Origin of the sequence: Qipengyuania rhodophyticola (genome assembly GCF_042493225.1) — a bacterium.
Taxonomy (GTDB): domain Bacteria; phylum Pseudomonadota; class Alphaproteobacteria; order Sphingomonadales; family Sphingomonadaceae; genus Erythrobacter.
The window spans coordinates 2,754,210-2,770,251 of record NZ_CP170454.1; the positions used below are offsets into that span (position 1 = coordinate 2,754,210).

The window sequence follows — 16,042 nt, forward strand, 5'->3', positions numbered from 1 at the left end:
CCATGGATGAGGCGGGGAAGATAGCTATATTGCATTTGCGATCCCGCGCCAGATGGGCCCTTTCAACGTGCCTGATCGCGTCAGCCTTGGTGCCCGGTGCGCTCACCGCGCAAGAAAGCTCTTCTTCTGCTCAGGTGCCTGTACTTATTGCCAGCCTCGATGAAGGCGCCGCGCAGGATGGGCAAACAGCAGAGACTACTGAAAAATCGGCGACCGGCGCAACGATCCTGACGGATGGGCAGATTGATTTTGAAGCCGACATTCTAAGCTACGATTCGCCCAGCGACACAGTGACCGCGTCCGGCAATGTCCTCCTACGAAGCGGCGACCGTTCCTTAAGGGCTAATGAGGTTAGCTGGTCCCGTCCAAGCGGTGAGATCATCGCAAGAGGCAATGTCCGCTTCGTTGATGAGAACGGGAATCAGCTGTTTTCCGAGAACCTCGTGCTCACAGACGAGTTTGAAGCAGGATCGATGGATGACCTGCTGCTCGCACTGCGTCAAGGCGGACGGCTCGCCGCGCGCTCGGGCGAGCGCAGTGACGATGGCTCGATCGCACTTAGTCAGGCGGCCTATTCGGGCTGCGCGGTAACAACTCCTGATGGATGCGATCGCGACCCAAGCTGGCGCATCACGGCCAAGCGCGTCATTTATGACCCCGAAGACAGCCGTATCCGTTTTGACGGCGCGGTTCTGGAATTGTTTGGCGCACGCGTACTACCCTTGCCCGGCCTTGCCGTGCGGACAGATGGCGGCGCGGTCAGCGGCTTTCTTGTCCCCGATCTACGCATTTCAGAAAGCAACGGCGTTGAGGTGTCCGGTAGCTATTTTTACCGGCTTGCCGACAATCGCGATCTCACCGCGACAGCATTTCTCTTCACCGAAGCCCCACCCATGCTGAGCGCGCAATATCGCGAGCTCACCAGTAATGGCGCTTATCAGATCACTGGCTATGCTACGCAAAGCCGCAGAATTTCTGACTTCACGGGTGTGCCTACCAGCGAGAGCGATCCGCGCGGCTACATCTTTGCCAATGGCAAGTTTCAGTTCGATGAGAATTGGAGTCTGACCGGCTCTGCCCGCGTCGCGAGCGACCGCACATTCCTGCGCCGGTATGACATCAGCCGTGATGACCGGCTGCGTTCGACAATCGATCTGGAGCGGATTGACGAGAGCTCTTACCTTTCGATCGCTGGTTGGGCGACGCAAACGCTGCGCTTGAATGACGAACAAGGCCAAGTGCCCATTGCCCTGCCTGCGATCGATTATCGCAAGCGCCTGACCGATCCTGTGCTGGGCGGCCAGCTTGAATTGCAGGCCAATAGCCTCGCGATTTTCCGCGATGTTGGGCAGGACACGCAGCGCGCATTCGCCCGTGCACGGTGGGACATGCGCAAGCTCACACCGCTTGGGCAAACAGTCCAATTTACGGGCCTAGTGCGCGGCGATGTGTATCATTCCGATGAGAACAATCTTACCGCGACAGCGGTGTATCGCGGCAATCCGGGATGGCAATTCCGTGGAGTCGCCTTGGGTGCGGTCGATATAAGTTGGCCATTTGTGGGCGAATTTCTTGGCGGTGAGCAGACGCTCACGCCGCGCGTTCAGCTGGTCGTAGCACCGCGTTTTCGCAATCTCGCTGTGCCTAATGAGGATGCCCGCGCGATTGATTTGGAAGACTCCAATCTCTTCGCACTTAATCGCTTCCCTGGTTATGACCGGGTCGAGGACGGCATCCGGCTCACTTACGGTTTTGACTGGAAATTGCGGCGGCCCAATTGGGAGCTGCGCAGCAATGTCGGGCAAAGCTACCGGGTTGAAAAAGACCCGCTGATCTTTCCGGATGGCACTGGACTGTCTGAGCGCATTTCAGACGTTGCCGGACGCACTGAGGTGCGGTTCAAGGATTTGGTCAAATTCACACACCGTTTCCGGCTAGATAAGGACAATCTGGCCGTACGTCGCAATGAGATTGATGCGACTTTCGGCACCAATCGGACCTATGCGGAAATAGGCTATCTGCGCCTCAATCGCGACATTACCTTGGTAGAAGATCTTCAGGACCGGGAAGAGCTGCGGGTGGCCGCCCGTGTGGCTTTCGCCGACTATTGGTCGATCTTCGGCAGCGGGGTTTTCAACCTAACTGACTTTGAAGAAGATCCCACCTTCAGCTCTGATGGTTTCGAGCCAATCCGCACACGTCTGGGGATTGCTTACCGCGATGATTGCCTTGAAATGGGCCTGACTTGGCGCCGCGATTTCGTAACGTCAGGCGATGCCCAGCGCGGCAACACCTTCCAATTGAACTTCACCATCCGCAATTTGGGTTTCCGATAGTCTCAGATAGGCGTTGAAGGATCGCACTCCTGCGTTGGCAGACCATGTGAATCTGGCTATTAACCAAGTGCGATAATCAGCTTGGGTTCAGCATGTCTTTGACATAGGGCCAAGTGTAACCGGGCACCGTATGTGTGCCGCAATTGATGAGATTTCTGTGATCCGAAAAGCGCTTCTTCCATCTCTGATTGGCCTTTCTATGGCTGGTGCAGGCGTTGTGGCGACAACAACAGCGGCGTTTGGCCAGCAAGCGGCTGCGCCTTCTGCGGCGAACCCGCTCGGCCTTCCCGATACGGTGACGTTGCTGGGTCAGGCAGACCCCAATGTTCGCAAGGCTACCGCCGTGGTCAATGGTCAAGTGATCACCGGCACCGACGTGGCACAACGCGTAGCTCTTTTGACGAATGCGAGTGGGAGTGAGCTTCCCGAGGCTGAGCTTCAGCGGGTGCGCATGCAGGTCTTGCGCAATCTGATTGATGAAACGCTGCAAATCCAAGAGGCCAAGGCGCAGGAAATCGAAGTGCCTCAGGCCGAGGTAAACAACACCTATGCGCGTGTTGCATCGCAAAACTTTGGCCAAGATCTTGAGGCCATGGATGATTATCTGATCTCGATCGGATCATCGCCAGTATCACTCAAGCGTCAGATTGAAGGTGAGCTAGCATGGCAGCGTTTGCTGCGCCGCAATGTTCAACCCTTCGTCAATGTCGCTGAAGAAGAAGTCACTGAAGTTATCAAGCGGCTAGAGGAATCACGCGGCACCGAGGAATATCGCGTCGGCGAGATCTTCCTGGAGTCGACACCGCAAAGCGCAGCCCAGGTTGAACAAAATGGTCGGCAGATCGTTGAGCAGCTTCAACAAGGCGCGAGCTTTGTGGCTTATGCGCGGCAGTTCTCTCAAGCCACAACGGCGGCGGTCGGCGGTGATTTGGGCTGGATCCGTCTTCCCCAATTGCGCTCACCACAGCTGGAGAGCATTGTTAGCGAGATGCAGCCTGGACAATTGGTGGGTCCGGTGCAAATCCCCGGCGGCTATTGGATCGTGTATCTGATTGATAAACGCCAGGTTCTGACCGCTGACCCGCGCGATGCAGTGCTATCGCTAAAGCAGATATCCATCGGGTTTGAGCCGGGCACAAGCGAGCAGGAAGTGACTGCTCGCGTGCAAGCCTTCCAGCAGGGCGTAGCGGCCATTGCCGGCTGCGGCGCTGCTGATGCAGCAGCAGCGCAGCTTGGCGCGACGGTCGTGACCAATGATCAAATCCGTGTGCGCTCGCTGCCAGAGCAGCTGCAATCTTCCATCATCAACCTGCAAGTTGGGCAAAGCACTCCGCCGTTCGGATCGGTTGAAGATGGTGTGCGCGTCCTGATGCTGTGCGGCCGCGATGATCCGGAGTCGTCTGAAGGCCCCAACTTCGATCAGATGATGGCTCAGATCGAGGATGAGCGGGTCAATAAACGGGCTCAGCGCTATCTCCGCGATCTGCGCAATGACGCATATATCGAGTATAATTGAGCGCCACCCAAACCTTATCTGGTGGCCCGCTAGCGCTCTCCTTGGGTGATCCTGCCGGGATCGGCCCAGAGATTATCGCGCTCGCTTATTCGCGCAGAACTGTGGAGGCTCTGCCGCCGTTCTTTGTGGTCGGCGGCGAACAGATATTGCGCGATGCCGCCGCTCAGCGGGGCGTGGCTTGTCCAGTCATCCCGATTAACGACCCGTCAGAAGCAGCCGAAGCATTCACCCGGGGGCTGCCAGTCATGCCCTTCGACGACAGCCTATACTGTCCGGGTGAACCCAGCGAACAAGGCGCCGCCTTGGCGCTTTACTCACTCGCCGAGGCAACGCGTTTTGCGCTGCTCGGGGAGGCATCTGCCCTCGTGACCGCGCCAGTTAGCAAGGCGCAATTGGTCACCGTGGGCTTTGAATATCCCGGCCAAACCGAATTTCTGGCCGCTGCTTGCGGAATGGCGCCTGAAGATGCGGTGATGATGCTGGCAGGGCCATCTCTGCGGGCTGTCCCGCTCACCGTGCACTGCGCTCTGGCCGAAGTGCCTGCGCTGCTCTCGACTGATTTGATCAGTCATAAGGCCCGTATCGTCGCCGAGGCGCTGGTGCAGGATTTTGGGCTTGTGCGCCCTCGCCTCGCCATTGCTGGCCTCAACCCCCATGCGGGCGAAGATGGCAAATTCGGCCGCGAGGAAGCTGACATAATCGAGCCAGCAATTGCGGTCTTGCAAGAGCAAGGCCTTGACGTGACTGGCCCGGTGCCCGGAGACGCGCTGTTCACACCGCGTGCGCGCAAGACCTATGACGTAGCGCTCGCCATGTATCACGATCAGGCGCTGATCCCCTTAAAGGCGTTGGAAGTCGACGAGGGCGTCAATGTAACGCTTGGCTTGCCGATCATCCGCACTTCGCCAGATCATGGCACGGCTTTCGACATTGCGGGCAAAGGCATGGCCGATGCAGGAGCGATGATTGCCGCTATCCGCATGGCGGGCGAATGTGTCACGGCACGCGGCCAAGCTGCAGCCAACAATGCCTGATCTACCGCCTCTACGAGATGTGATTGCGCGGCACGGCCTTACCGCGTCCAAGGCGTTGGGGCAGAACTTCCTCCTCGACGAGCATTTGCTAGACCGCATTGCCGCGATACCCGGCGATTTGGCAGATCAGAATGTACTGGAAATCGGCCCAGGTCCTGGCGGTCTGACCCGAGCGTTGCTGCGCGCGGGCGCAAATGTCACCGCGATTGAAATGGATAAGCGCTGCCTGCCAGCGCTTGCAGAATTGTCCGAAGCCTTTCCCGGTCAGCTTACCGTGATCGAAGGCGATGCGATGAAGCTCGATCATGGAGAGCTGATGAATGGCGAGCCGTTCCACATTGCTTCCAACCTGCCGTATAATGTCGGCACTGCATTATTTGTGAAGTGGCTAGGCGGTGAAAGCTGGCCGCGGCACTGGCGCTCTCTAACGCTGATGTTTCAGCAAGAGGTTGCCCAGCGGATCGTCGCCAAGCCTGGCGGCGGTGCCTATGGTCGGCTCGCTGTGCTCGCGCAGTGGCGCGGGGATGCCGCCCTCGCCATGAAAGTCCATCGGAGCGCCTTCACCCCTCCCCCCAAAGTCATGAGCGCAATCGTCCATGTGACGCCGCGCGATGCACCCGAGGGCGTTTCCGCTCGTATGCTAGAACGGCTGACCGAGGCAGCATTCGGCCAGCGCCGCAAGATGCTGCGCCAGAGCCTTAAAGGCGTGCCCGGCGCGCTCGACGCGCTGGACAAGGTTGGGATTGACCCGACCCGCCGTGCAGAAACGGTTAGCGTTGAGGAGTTTGTAAGGCTAGCACGGGTGTTGACCAGATGACTGCTCACGACCCAATGGCGGACATTTGCGCGCCAATAGTTTCATGCCATAACTTGGTTATGCAATCGCATCGTAATCCCACGCGCCGCAACCGCAACATCGGAACGTCAAAGCAGGGACATGGCCAAGACAATTCTTTGGTCATCCCTGAACGGACAGATGGTCGTTACTGGCTTGATAGCATTGGTGATTGCAAAATCGAAGATCATGTGATCGCTAGTCGAAGTGTCCGCTTCATCGTTGAACGAAATGCACTTGGGTGTGTGCATCCTTGCAGCATTCAAGACGTGGTTTGGATGCTTAAGGCGCTCCCACAAAGTGACTGGGCTGGATTGGATACGATTGTGTTCAGACAACCCACGCGCAAACAGTTAATTCTTTCTCCGGTTTGGGGAAGACTTCTCTATTTTTCTGAAGTCACAACGACGAAAGGGCAGGGGTTGGCGAGTGGACCGGCAATCTTCCTAGACGCAATTGAACCCGAAAAGACCATCAAATGGAGTACATCCCTTGACCCCGATGACACCAAGGAATTGGAGAGGTTGATTGAGGACGGACATCAAGTGCAAAGATCGGGACGAAGGTTCAACATCACAGTAAGCACGCTCTCGGCCCGGAACACCCAACTTTATAGAACCCTGTTACACGAAGTTGGCCACTGGTTTGACTGGCTCTCGAAAGTTGAAGAGCCAGCTTCCAATGGTGAAGATTGGGAGCGACTGGAGCAGGCCTATTTTTCAAGACCGAAGGCAGAACGAGAAGCCTTCGCTCACCGCTACGCAGATGAACAACGCGAGTTGCTGACTTCCAAAGGTATTATTCCGTTTGAGCAATAGTGCTCGAAAGCAATGTTCGCTTTCGACCCCGGTTACGACCTTAGTCGTTCAGTGTCTCCCCAACAACAAACTCATTTGAAAGCCTTTCACGGGCCGCTTTAAGTATTTCAAAGTAGTCGGTCCGAAATGGTTCACTGAGCGTTGCCTTCAGTTTTTCATCAATTTGACTCAGGACAACCAATTCGGCTGGGCTTTGGAAGCAGTCAGCAGACGGAGTGGGCTGGGGGTGATCGTCAATCCAGCGAGACAGCAGCTCAAAAAGCACTAAAGCCTGATCCCTCTCCAGCTCCAGCTTTGTTGTCTCTGACCGTCTGCCTATTCCAAACATCAGCACCTCGCTTTTCCGATCCAAGAATAGACAAGGCGGGTGCGTAAACAAGGCGTCCGCTTTCACCGCCAGAACCAGACTACCCCGCCTTTTTCCTCAGCCGCCAAGCATGCAGCAGCGGCTCAGTATAACCACTCGGCTGTTCCACGCCTTTGAAAATCAGATCCTTGGCCGCGCTGAAGGCAGCGCCATCCTCATTACCGGTTAGCGGCACGTAAGTCGGATCGGCTGCGTTTTGCGCGTCGACCTTGGCCGCCATTCGCGTGAGGCTGTCCATCACCATGTCGCGTGTCACAACCTCGTGATGCAGCCAATTGGCGAGATGCTGTGACGAGATGCGCAGGGTCGCGCGGTCTTCCATAAGGCCAACGTCGTTGATGTCCGGCACTTTGGAGCAGCCCACGCCCGCGTCAATCCAGCGCACGACATAGCCAAGCAAGCCTTGGCAATTATTATCGAGCTCTTCGCGCAGCTCGTCTTCCGACCAATTTGTGCCCGCCGCGAGCGGTATCTCCAGCAGCTCGTCCACCGACGGAATATCGCCGAGGCTCTTCTGAACCTCGAACACATTTTCCGCGTGGTAATGCAGCGCATGCAGCGTCGCCGCAGTTGGCGATGGCACCCATGCAGTGTTCGCTCCGGCACGCAAATGGCCGATCTTCTCGACCATCATTTGCCCCATGAGATCAGGCGCGGCCCACATGCCCTTACCGATCTGCGCCTTACCCGAGAGGCCATGTTTCAGGCCTATGCCTACGTTGCGCGCCTCATAAGCTTGCAACCAAGTGCTGGTCTTCATCTCTGCCTTGCGGGCCATCGGGCCAGCCTGCATCGAGGTGTGGATCTCGTCTCCTGTCCGGTCGAGGAAGCCGGTGTTGATGAAAACGATCCGGTCCTTCACCGCCTCGATACACGCACCAAGGTTCGCGCTGGTACGGCGTTCTTCGTCCATCACGCCGACCTTGATTGTATGGCGCGCCAGGCCAAGCAAATCCTCAACCGCGTCAAACAGATCATTGGTGAAGGCGCATTCCTCCGGCCCATGCATCTTGGGCTTTACGATGTAGATCGAACCGTGTTTCGAGTTGCCGTACTTGGCGTGTCCCTCGACATCGAGCGCGCTAATTGCGCTGGTGAAGACCGCGTCCATAATGCCCTCGGGCACTTCACCGCCACCCGCCAGCCGGATCGCCGGATTGGTCATCAGATGGCCCACGTTGCGCACGAACATCAGACTGCGGCCGGGCAATGAACCGCCACCGAAAGGGTTGTCGAACCGTTTGTCCGCAGCGAGCTTGCGGGTCAGCGTCTTGCCGCCCTTCTCGAAGCTCTCCTCCAGATCACCGCGGATTACGCCCAACCAATTGGTGTAGGCCAGCAGCTTATCCTCGGCATCGACAGCCGCAACCGAATCCTCGCAATCCGCAATCGTAGTCAGCGCGCTTTCGCAGATAATGTCAGCAATGCCTGCCTTGTCATCCTTGCCGATGGGGCTTTCGCGATCGAATACGACCTCGATATGCAGACCATTGTTTTTGAACAATAAGCCTTTTTCCGTCTTGCCGACATATTGGCTCTCATCCTGCAATTTGCCGTCATTCTCATCTGCCAGATCAGCCCAGCTTTGGTCGACAAGAGGCAGCGCGACATCCAAAAAGCGCCGCCCCTTGGCGATCACTGCATCTCCGCGCGCCTTGTCATAGCCGCCGGGTTTGGCCGCAGGGGCATCGAGCACATCAGTGCCGTAGAATGCGTCATAGAGGCTGCCCCAACGCGCATTGGCTGCATTGAGCAGGAAGCGTGCGTTGAGGATCGGCACAACCAGCTGAGGCCCGGCCATGGTTGCGATTTCGGCGTCAACATTTTGCGTGCCAATTTGGAAGTCACCGGGCTCAGGCACAAGATAGCCAATCTCTTGCAAGAACGTCTTGTAAGCGGCCCCGTCATGCGGCTGGCTTTTCCCGCTTTGGGCGCGTTCTGTGTGCCATGCGTCAATCTGAGCCTGAAGGTCTTCACGTTTGGCAAGCAGCGCTGCATTGCGCGGAGCAAAATCGGCCAAGAGCTTACCAAAACCACCCCAGAAAGCATCTATATCGCGGCCCAAGGGCCCCAGCACTTCTCTCTCCAGAAAAGCCGCCAGAGCGCTGTCAATGTCAAAACCTGCGCGCGTCACAAAATTGCTCATGATATCCTCATAGGAACTAGGGGTCACCGGCAGGCCGACGACAGACAAATACACGAATCCGGGGAGGAATTCGCAGCGATATGGCGGGCTGCGCTGCGCTTTGCAAGCGGGCTCTGTTCGCGCGCGGGGTGGACTTAGGCAAGCGTCTGGGTAAGGACTGCGTCCGATGAATGCGAACACGAGAAATGCAGCACATGTACTCGGCCGCGTAGATGGCGATACCATGCTCACGCAGGTCAAGGATTGGGCCGCGATCAACAGCGGCACGGGCAATCTCGGCGGCCTTGCGCAGGTCGCAGAAAAGCTGGCCAGCGCCTTTGCCGCATTGCCCGGAGACCTGGAGCTGCGCGAACCGGCGACTGTCACTGCGATCAGCGAAGATGGCGAGGAGTTCGAGAAACCACATGGCAAGCATATCGTCCTGCGCGTGCGGCCAGAGGCGGAGCGACGGCTCGTCTTTACTGGCCATATGGACACCGTTTTTCCTGCCGATCATCCGTTTCAGGAGCTGAAATGGCTCGATGATGAAGTGATCAATGGCCCAGGTACAGCGGATATGAAAGGCGGGCTCTGCGTGATCCTTCATGCGCTTACCGCATTCGAGCAGACCAGCAATGCCGGCCGCATTGGCTATGACGTGATGATCAATTCCGATGAGGAAACGGGTAGCCTCGCCTCGCGCGCCCTGATTGAGGAGCTGGCCCGCGACAAATACGCGGCCCTCACTTACGAGCCCTCTGCCCTGCCCGACGGCACGTTGGCGCATGCTCGCGGCGGTACGGGCAATTATTCGATCACGATCCATGGCCTTTCCGCCCATGCCGGACGTAACCCGCATGATGGGCGCAACGCCATTGTGGCGGCCAGCGATCTGGTGTTGCAGATCACTGATCTCGCCGCAGACGATATCACGATCAATCCGGCCAAAATTGAAGGAGGTGCGGCAAACAATGTCGTGCCGGATTTGGCAATCCTGCGGTTCAACATTCGCCCCAAGTCAACCGATGCGATGAACCGGTTTGACGGACAGCTCGATGCCGTTCTCGATGCGATCAGAGTGAAACATGGTGTCCGTATCCACCGCCATGGCGGAGTGACGCGCCCGCCCAAGCCGGTTGATGAAACCGCGCAAAAGCTGTTCGATCTCGTCAAGGAATGCGGCAGTGAGCTGGGTCAAACCATCAAGTGGCAATCAACTGGCGGTGTCTGCGATGGCAACAATATCGCAGCCTGCGGCGTCCCAGTGGTCGACACGATGGGCGTCCGCGGCGGGTCAATCCACTCGCCAGACGAGTTTATGATTGTGCCCTCTCTCGTAGAGCGCGCCGCATTATCTGCACTTGTGCTCGAACGACTGGCATCAGGAGATCATCTTTGAGCTTTCGCATCCGCGCCTCGCGCCCTGACGATCTTGAAGCGCTGTATGAAATGGCCAAGCTGACCGGAGGCGGGTTCACAAACCTGCCCGCTGACCGCGATGCACTGGCTGGCAAGCTTGCGACATCGTCAGAGGCCTTTGCCAATACGGGCGATGAGCTGGCTGATGAGACTTTCGTGCTGGTGCTCGAAAATACTGAGACCGGCGCAGTGCGCGGCACGTGCCAACTGATGACACAAGTTGGGCAGCAGTGGCCGTTCTACTCCTACCGGCTCAACACGCTGACTCAGTACTCGCAGGAACTAGACCGGACGGTGCGCGCCGAAATGCTCAATCTGGTGACGGATCTGGAAGGGTGCAGCGAAGTTGGCGGGCTGTTCCTTCACCCCAATGAGCGGGCGGGCGGGCTTGGCCTGCTCCTCGCGCGCAGCCGGTATCTGTTCATTGCATCGCATCGTGCACGCTTTGCCGAGCGCGTGATCGCCGAGCTGCGGGGGATTATCGATGACAGGGGCGGATCGCCCTTCTGGGACAATGTTGCGGGACGGTTTTTCGGCATGTCGTTCGAGCAGGCGGACAATTACAACTCATTGAATGGCAATCGCTTTATTGCTGATTTGATGCCCAAGCATCCGATCTATGTCGATATGCTCGGAGAGGAAGCCAAGAAAGTGATAGGTCTGCCTCACCCCACTGGCCGCGCGGCGATGCGCATGCTGGAGAAAGAGGGTTTTGCATATGAAGGCTATGTCGACATTTTTGATGGCGGACCGACTATGATTGCGCGCACTGACCGGGTGAAAAGCGTTGCCGGCTCCGTGTCAGGATCACTGTCTTCGACAAGCCTCGAAAACGGTGTACCCTCGCTGGTTTCGACTGGCGCGCTTAGCGATTTCCGATGTGCGTATGCAGAGGTCGAGGTGAGCGATGATGGCTCGATAGGTGTCGATGAGGCCGCTGCATTGACGCTGGAAGTAACTGTTGGTGACCCGGTCGCAGTGGTATCGCGATGAGCTTGGTTGAGATCAATTTTGATGGGATTGTTGGGCCCAGCCACAATTACGCGGGGCTGAGCCTAGGCAACATAGCCAGCGCCAGTCACAAAGGCGACCCATCCTATCCTCGAGCGGCCGCGCTTCAGGGGGTGGCGAAGATGCGCAGCAATATGGCGCGCGGCCTTGCTCAAGGATTTTTCCTTCCGGTGCCACGTCCCAATGCTCAGCTTCTCGGTGATCTGGCGGCCAATCCAGATACCGACCGGGCGTTGCTCGCCGCCGCGTGGTCCGCCTCCAGCATGTGGACCGCCAATGCCGCTACGGTCAGCCCTGCCCCCGATACCGCCGATGGCCGCTGCCACTTATCAGCCGCCAACCTGGTCACCATGGTTCACCGGGCGCAGGAATGGCCAGATACCAAACGTCAGCTCGATATCGCCTTCGCAAACACCGATCATTTCGCGGTGCATGGAGCAGTGCCGCCGAGCTTTGGCGATGAGGGTGCAGCCAACCATATGCGCTTTTGCGAAGGACATGGCAGCGCGGGCGTCGAAGTGTTCGTCTACGGCAAGCAAGGCGGCAAATTCCCAGCGCGCCAGCACGAACAGGCCAGCCGCGCCATAGCGCGCAGGCACGGGCTCGATCCCGAGGCTTGCGTCTTCATTGAGCAGAACCCCGAAGCCATCGCGGCCGGCGCGTTCCACAATGATGTTGTGTCGGTCGCGAATGAGCGCGTGCTGTTCACCCATGAGCGCGCCTTCGCAGATCAAGCGGGCGCTTATGACGCGATCCGCGCCGCCTTCCCCGCGCTTGAGGTGGTCGAAGTGCCCGAAAGCGCGGTAAGTCTCGCAGAGGCAATCCGCACATACTTATTCAACGCGCAGCTGCTCACTTTGCCATCGTGTGAGATGGCGCTGGTCGTGCCGACCGAATGCCGCGACAGCGAGCCTGTGTGGAGATGGTGCGAGCAGATGATGGCCTCTAATGGCCCCATCCGTGAAGTCATACCCGTCGACGTGCGCCAGAGCATGGCCAATGGCGGCGGCCCTGCCTGCCTGCGTTTGCGCGTGGTTGCGGACCCAGCAACGGTTGATCCTCGCTACCTGCTGAGTGAGGCCAAGGCTGACCGAATTGAAGCGGTCATCGCAGAGACCTGGCCCGAGCAAATTGATCCATCAGATATTGGCAATGAGACGCTTGCCAAACAAGTAATCGAAGCACGTGAGGCCTTGCTCGGCGTACTTGCGCTCGACGAATTACTGTAATTTAGGAAGCTTGCCTCGTTGAGATACACCGCGCAGGTCCATCCACATTCCAAGGTTAACGTGCTGGACCAACGTGTCGGACCTGTTTACATTCACTTTTAGATTAACCAACGTAATCCGCAGAAATGTGCGCTTGGCACGGCGGTTGCAGTGTCGCAGGTTAATACTTTAGGAGACGCGCGTGCTGCGCAAGCTAGGCCGACTTTTTGTGATTAAGACGCGTTTTGAGGCGTATTTGATCATTTTTGCGCTGGCTTTGGGGGCGACGGCACGCGGCTCGCAATATCTGGTCGAATACCCCGGGTGGGGCGGCAGGCTGCTATTCCTCGCTACCACCGGCGCGGTGTTCCTGGCGGGCGCAAAGATCCTCGATTGCCTGAAGTATGAGCGCGAGGCGAAAGAAGCGGAGGCGGCTGCCGAGACCGAGGGCTGAGAGACTCGTCGATTGATCGAAACTTAACTCGCATTAGTTAGATAGGAGATCACCTAGAACGAATATTTGGTGATCTTGCGTGACTTTATCGGCCCGCCCTCTTGAAAACGACGAACGAGATTATCTTCTTAAGAAGAGAGACGAGCTCGACGAATACAAGCTGCACCTTCCAGAACTTTTGCTAACTTTCGGGTGGGCAGGTTTATGCTTAGCCGGAATTCCCTCGGTCATCTGGATCGTTATTTGGCGTCTGACCGGAAGACTCGATGGGCTGCCATGGCATGAAGATCAGTTAGTTGAGGGTGGTGTCTATACGATATGCGCTCTCGCAATCAGCTATACTGCCTATCTTCTCGCGCTCGACATCTGGCAGACAAAGCGATCATTCCAGAAAACAATGGCTAATCTATCCAAAGAGTTTGCCGAAAACGAGGTCGACGAGATGCATTTCAGGATAGAGGAGATAATGAGCCTCGAAGAGCCTGAACACCACATGCGCATATACCTGATGAAATTGAAAGATGGCCGAGTGAGAGTGCGTTATGACTACGAAAGCGCAGACACTGATGGCAAGGGAGAATCGCGGAGGACGGACTTTGCAATCTCACACGAGATGCGAATGGTCCACTTCAGACACTTGAATGAGTATCTTTACACTTGCCTGTCTGAAAAGCGGCGGAAACCCAGGGCTTTACCACTTGATCTAAATCCGAAAGACTGGCCGGAAGATGAGACTTGGCTGGAGGCGCCCTGGGACGAGATAAAATCACAGTATGGCGCTTAGGCTGAAAAGGTGAGGGTTTCTGTTGCTAGCTACCCTCGGAGCCCCGGTATCCGCTTCTGTTGCCCGGTGGGTCCAACCGCGCTTTAGCTTTGCAAATTCAGGCCGTTAGGCCGTCACATTACGCTGCGATTGCGAGTGCGTCGTTATCGTTAGCACTTATAAAGGTGAACAGTTTTACGGGGTTTTCAGCCCGGGCAAAAACACTGCCTTTCAACACACGTCGATCCTAGTTCGGCCCCGTCAAAAACTGCTAAGATACAGCAGGTTATGGTGGAGCCGCCGGGTACTGCCCCCGGGTCCGTTGTGCCTATTACACAGCATCATTTATCGCCATAGTCGGTTGCCCAACACGCCCTATATAGCGATGAAACGCTTAATGGGAAGTGAGCGCGTTTTGAGCGCTTGTTTTGCGCTACCCGAGAAACCGCGTTGTCTGAGAGATGGAGTTCGCCAGACCATGGACTATTATCAAGGGCAAGATCGTCGAGTTTCTAAGCTTGAGGTAGATCAAACCAAACACCAAGCCGATGCACCCGGTCACCAATGCCCCGTGCATCCCTTGGTAGTAGAGATGGCGATATCCGAAGAAGATCGCAGCTATGACCACGGCAACAATAGACACCCATCGGCCCTGCCCCATCACATCGATCAAATTTGAGATAATGAAGGCTCTGAACAGGAGTTCTTCGAAGAAAGAGCCGTGAGTCCAGACCAATCCCATGACCATAAGATATGCTGGAAAATCCCCTCTTACGAAATCGAATCTGCCGCTTGCCCCGATATCCTCAAACCAAATATCGGCCAAGGCGCTACTCAAACCCGCCGTGGCGAGAAAAGCCAGAAATACCGCTACAGACAGCAGAAGCGTTCGAAGCCAGCCTTCCGGCCAGCGGAAACCCAGAGCCCGCCCAAAGAAAACCGCCCGCCCTGCGCCTTGCAGGACGAGCGGCTCTTTTTAGGCTCGCGAAACTACTTCTTCAGTGCGTCGCGGATTTCGGTCAGCAGATCAATCTCGCTTGGACCAGCTTCTTCTTCAACCTTTGGCTCTTCCATCCGCTCCTGCAGCTTCGTCGCATAACGCACCAGCATGAAGATGATGAATGCCAGGATCAGGAAGTTTATGATCGAGGTCACAAACGAACCCCACGCCAGCACATTTGCGCCCGCTTCACGTGCAGCTTCCAGGCTCATACCCGGTTCAACCAGCTCAGCACCAGAAAGCACGGTGTATTTGCTGCTGAAATCAACATCGCCAAAGATCATACCAACGATCGGCATGATCATATCATCTGTCAGCGATGCCACGATTACCGCGAATGCGCCCGCGATAATCACCGCGACCGCAAGCTCCATAACATTGCCCTTGGCAATAAAGTCCTTGAATTCACTAAGCATTTAAATCTCCCACAACCCTTTAGTTCCGAGACGCCTATTGGCACGGCCTGTTGACGGTCACAACCCCCTGTTAACCTTGAAACAGAGCGAGGCCGTGCTATCTAAGTAAGACAGTATTTCCAAGGGGAAGGATCAACATGAAACCTTTTGTTGCATTTCGTACATCTATCATCGCCGCCGCAGCGCTCTCATTGTCCGCATGCGGGATTAATTCGGTTCCAGCCGCTGAAGAGAATGCGAAGGCAAAATGGGCCGATGTTGAAGCGCAGTTTCAACGCCGTGCGAACCTCATCCCCAATCTCGTAGAGGTCGCTCAGGGTGCTGCCGAGAACGAGCGCGCGATCCTAACCGAAGTGACCGAGGCCCGCGCCCGCGCAACTGCGATAAACATTGATGGCGCCGATCTGGGCGATCCTGACAAGATGGCAGAGTTTGCACAAGCACAAGGCCAACTGGGCCAAGGGCTCGGCCGCTTGCTCGCAAGTTTTGAGGCTTATCCGCAAATCCAGTCGAACCAGAACTACCTTGCGCTGCAAAGCCAGTTGGAAGGCACCGAGAACCGCATTGCTGTTGCTCTGCGCGATTACAACGAGTCTGTGCGCCAGTATAATACTACGATCCGCACCTTCCCCGACACGATCGGCGCGAATATCATTCACGGCGCTGAGCCGCTCGCCCCATATGAGGCGGCAACAGAAGGCGCAGAAGTCGCTCCAGAGCTCGACCTGACGTCAAACTGA

At 56.8% G+C, this 16,042-nt stretch carries 15 protein-coding genes and 1 other RNA gene; 11 read left to right on the plus strand and 5 right to left on the minus strand.

Features of this window, described 5'->3' with window-relative positions; genetic code table 11:
* Positions 1 to 2: 2 nt before the first annotated feature.
* From ACFCXQ_RS13235 to ACFCXQ_RS13255, 5 genes are all read left to right on the plus strand, one after another.
* A complete protein-coding gene (locus ACFCXQ_RS13235; protein ID WP_379551343.1) occupies positions 3 to 2,336 on the plus strand; it encodes an LPS-assembly protein LptD in 2,334 nt (777 codons plus the stop codon).
* 199 nt (positions 2,337 to 2,535) lie between these two features.
* Positions 2,536 to 3,852 carry a peptidylprolyl isomerase gene (locus tag ACFCXQ_RS13240; protein ID WP_379554666.1) on the plus strand — a complete coding sequence of 439 codons (1,317 nt, stop codon included), beginning with the start codon at positions 2,536 to 2,538 and terminating at the stop codon, positions 3,850 to 3,852.
* Entirely contained in the window at positions 3,849 to 4,886 is a 1,038-nt protein-coding gene (gene pdxA / locus ACFCXQ_RS13245; protein ID WP_379551345.1) for a 4-hydroxythreonine-4-phosphate dehydrogenase PdxA, read from the plus strand. The genes ACFCXQ_RS13240 and pdxA overlap by 4 nt, the downstream gene beginning before the upstream one ends.
* Complete coding sequence (gene rsmA / locus ACFCXQ_RS13250; protein ID WP_379551347.1) at positions 4,879 to 5,703, plus strand: 16S rRNA (adenine(1518)-N(6)/adenine(1519)-N(6))-dimethyltransferase RsmA; 825 nt, start codon at positions 4,879 to 4,881, stop codon at positions 5,701 to 5,703. The genes pdxA and rsmA overlap by 8 nt, the downstream gene beginning before the upstream one ends.
* A 137-nt stretch (positions 5,704 to 5,840) precedes the next feature.
* Positions 5,841 to 6,539: a hypothetical protein gene (locus ACFCXQ_RS13255; protein WP_379551349.1), complete on the plus strand. Its 699-nt coding sequence runs from the start codon at positions 5,841 to 5,843 to the stop codon at positions 6,537 to 6,539.
* 40 nt (positions 6,540 to 6,579) lie between these two features.
* On the opposite strand, the gene ACFCXQ_RS13260 is transcribed toward ACFCXQ_RS13255, so the two are convergent.
* Together ACFCXQ_RS13260 and ACFCXQ_RS13265 are read right to left on the minus strand one after the other, a co-directional pair.
* Entirely contained in the window at positions 6,580 to 6,867 is a 288-nt protein-coding gene (locus ACFCXQ_RS13260; RefSeq protein WP_379551350.1) for a hypothetical protein, read from the minus strand.
* A gap of 79 nt (positions 6,868 to 6,946) precedes the next feature.
* Entirely contained in the window at positions 6,947 to 9,052 is a 2,106-nt protein-coding gene (locus ACFCXQ_RS13265) for a malate synthase G (RefSeq protein ID WP_379551352.1), read from the minus strand.
* A gap of 166 nt (positions 9,053 to 9,218) precedes the next feature.
* On the opposite strand from ACFCXQ_RS13265, the gene ACFCXQ_RS13270 reads away from it, so the two are divergent.
* From ACFCXQ_RS13270 to ACFCXQ_RS13290, 5 genes are all read left to right on the plus strand, one after another.
* Positions 9,219 to 10,430, plus strand: coding sequence for a hydrolase (locus ACFCXQ_RS13270; protein ID WP_379551354.1), 1,212 nt, complete (start codon positions 9,219 to 9,221; stop codon positions 10,428 to 10,430).
* On the plus strand, positions 10,427 to 11,443 hold the full coding sequence (locus ACFCXQ_RS13275; protein WP_379551355.1) for an arginine N-succinyltransferase: 1,017 nt from the start codon (positions 10,427 to 10,429) through the stop codon (positions 11,441 to 11,443). Before ACFCXQ_RS13270 ends, ACFCXQ_RS13275 begins: the two co-directional genes overlap by 4 nt.
* Entirely contained in the window at positions 11,440 to 12,690 is a 1,251-nt protein-coding gene (locus ACFCXQ_RS13280; protein WP_379551357.1) for an N-succinylarginine dihydrolase, read from the plus strand. The genes ACFCXQ_RS13275 and ACFCXQ_RS13280 overlap by 4 nt, the downstream gene beginning before the upstream one ends.
* A gap of 181 nt (positions 12,691 to 12,871) precedes the next feature.
* Positions 12,872 to 13,123 (plus strand): hypothetical protein, encoded by a 252-nt coding sequence (locus ACFCXQ_RS13285; RefSeq protein WP_379551359.1) that lies wholly within the window; start codon positions 12,872 to 12,874, stop codon positions 13,121 to 13,123.
* Positions 13,124 to 13,202: 79 nt separating this feature from the next.
* Positions 13,203 to 13,907, plus strand: coding sequence for a hypothetical protein (locus ACFCXQ_RS13290; RefSeq protein WP_379551361.1), 705 nt, complete (start codon positions 13,203 to 13,205; stop codon positions 13,905 to 13,907).
* 45 nt (positions 13,908 to 13,952) lie between these two features.
* Here the strand turns inward: ACFCXQ_RS13290 and ssrA are convergent.
* The 3 genes from ssrA to mscL all read right to left on the minus strand — a co-directional run bounded on the left by ssrA (position 13,953) and on the right by mscL (position 15,302).
* Positions 13,953 to 14,294: a transfer-messenger RNA gene (gene ssrA, locus ACFCXQ_RS13295) on the minus strand.
* A 25-nt stretch (positions 14,295 to 14,319) separates the two neighbouring features.
* A complete protein-coding gene (locus ACFCXQ_RS13300; protein WP_379551363.1) occupies positions 14,320 to 14,712 on the minus strand; it encodes a CPBP family intramembrane glutamic endopeptidase in 393 nt (130 codons plus the stop codon).
* A 164-nt stretch (positions 14,713 to 14,876) separates the two neighbouring features.
* A complete protein-coding gene (gene mscL, locus ACFCXQ_RS13305) occupies positions 14,877 to 15,302 on the minus strand; it encodes a large conductance mechanosensitive channel protein MscL (protein WP_379551365.1) in 426 nt (141 codons plus the stop codon).
* Positions 15,303 to 15,439: 137 nt separating this feature from the next.
* Here mscL and ACFCXQ_RS13310 point away from each other — a divergent pair, with 137 nt between their 5' ends.
* On the plus strand, positions 15,440 to 16,042 hold the full coding sequence (locus ACFCXQ_RS13310) for a LemA family protein (protein WP_379551367.1): 603 nt from the start codon (positions 15,440 to 15,442) through the stop codon (positions 16,040 to 16,042).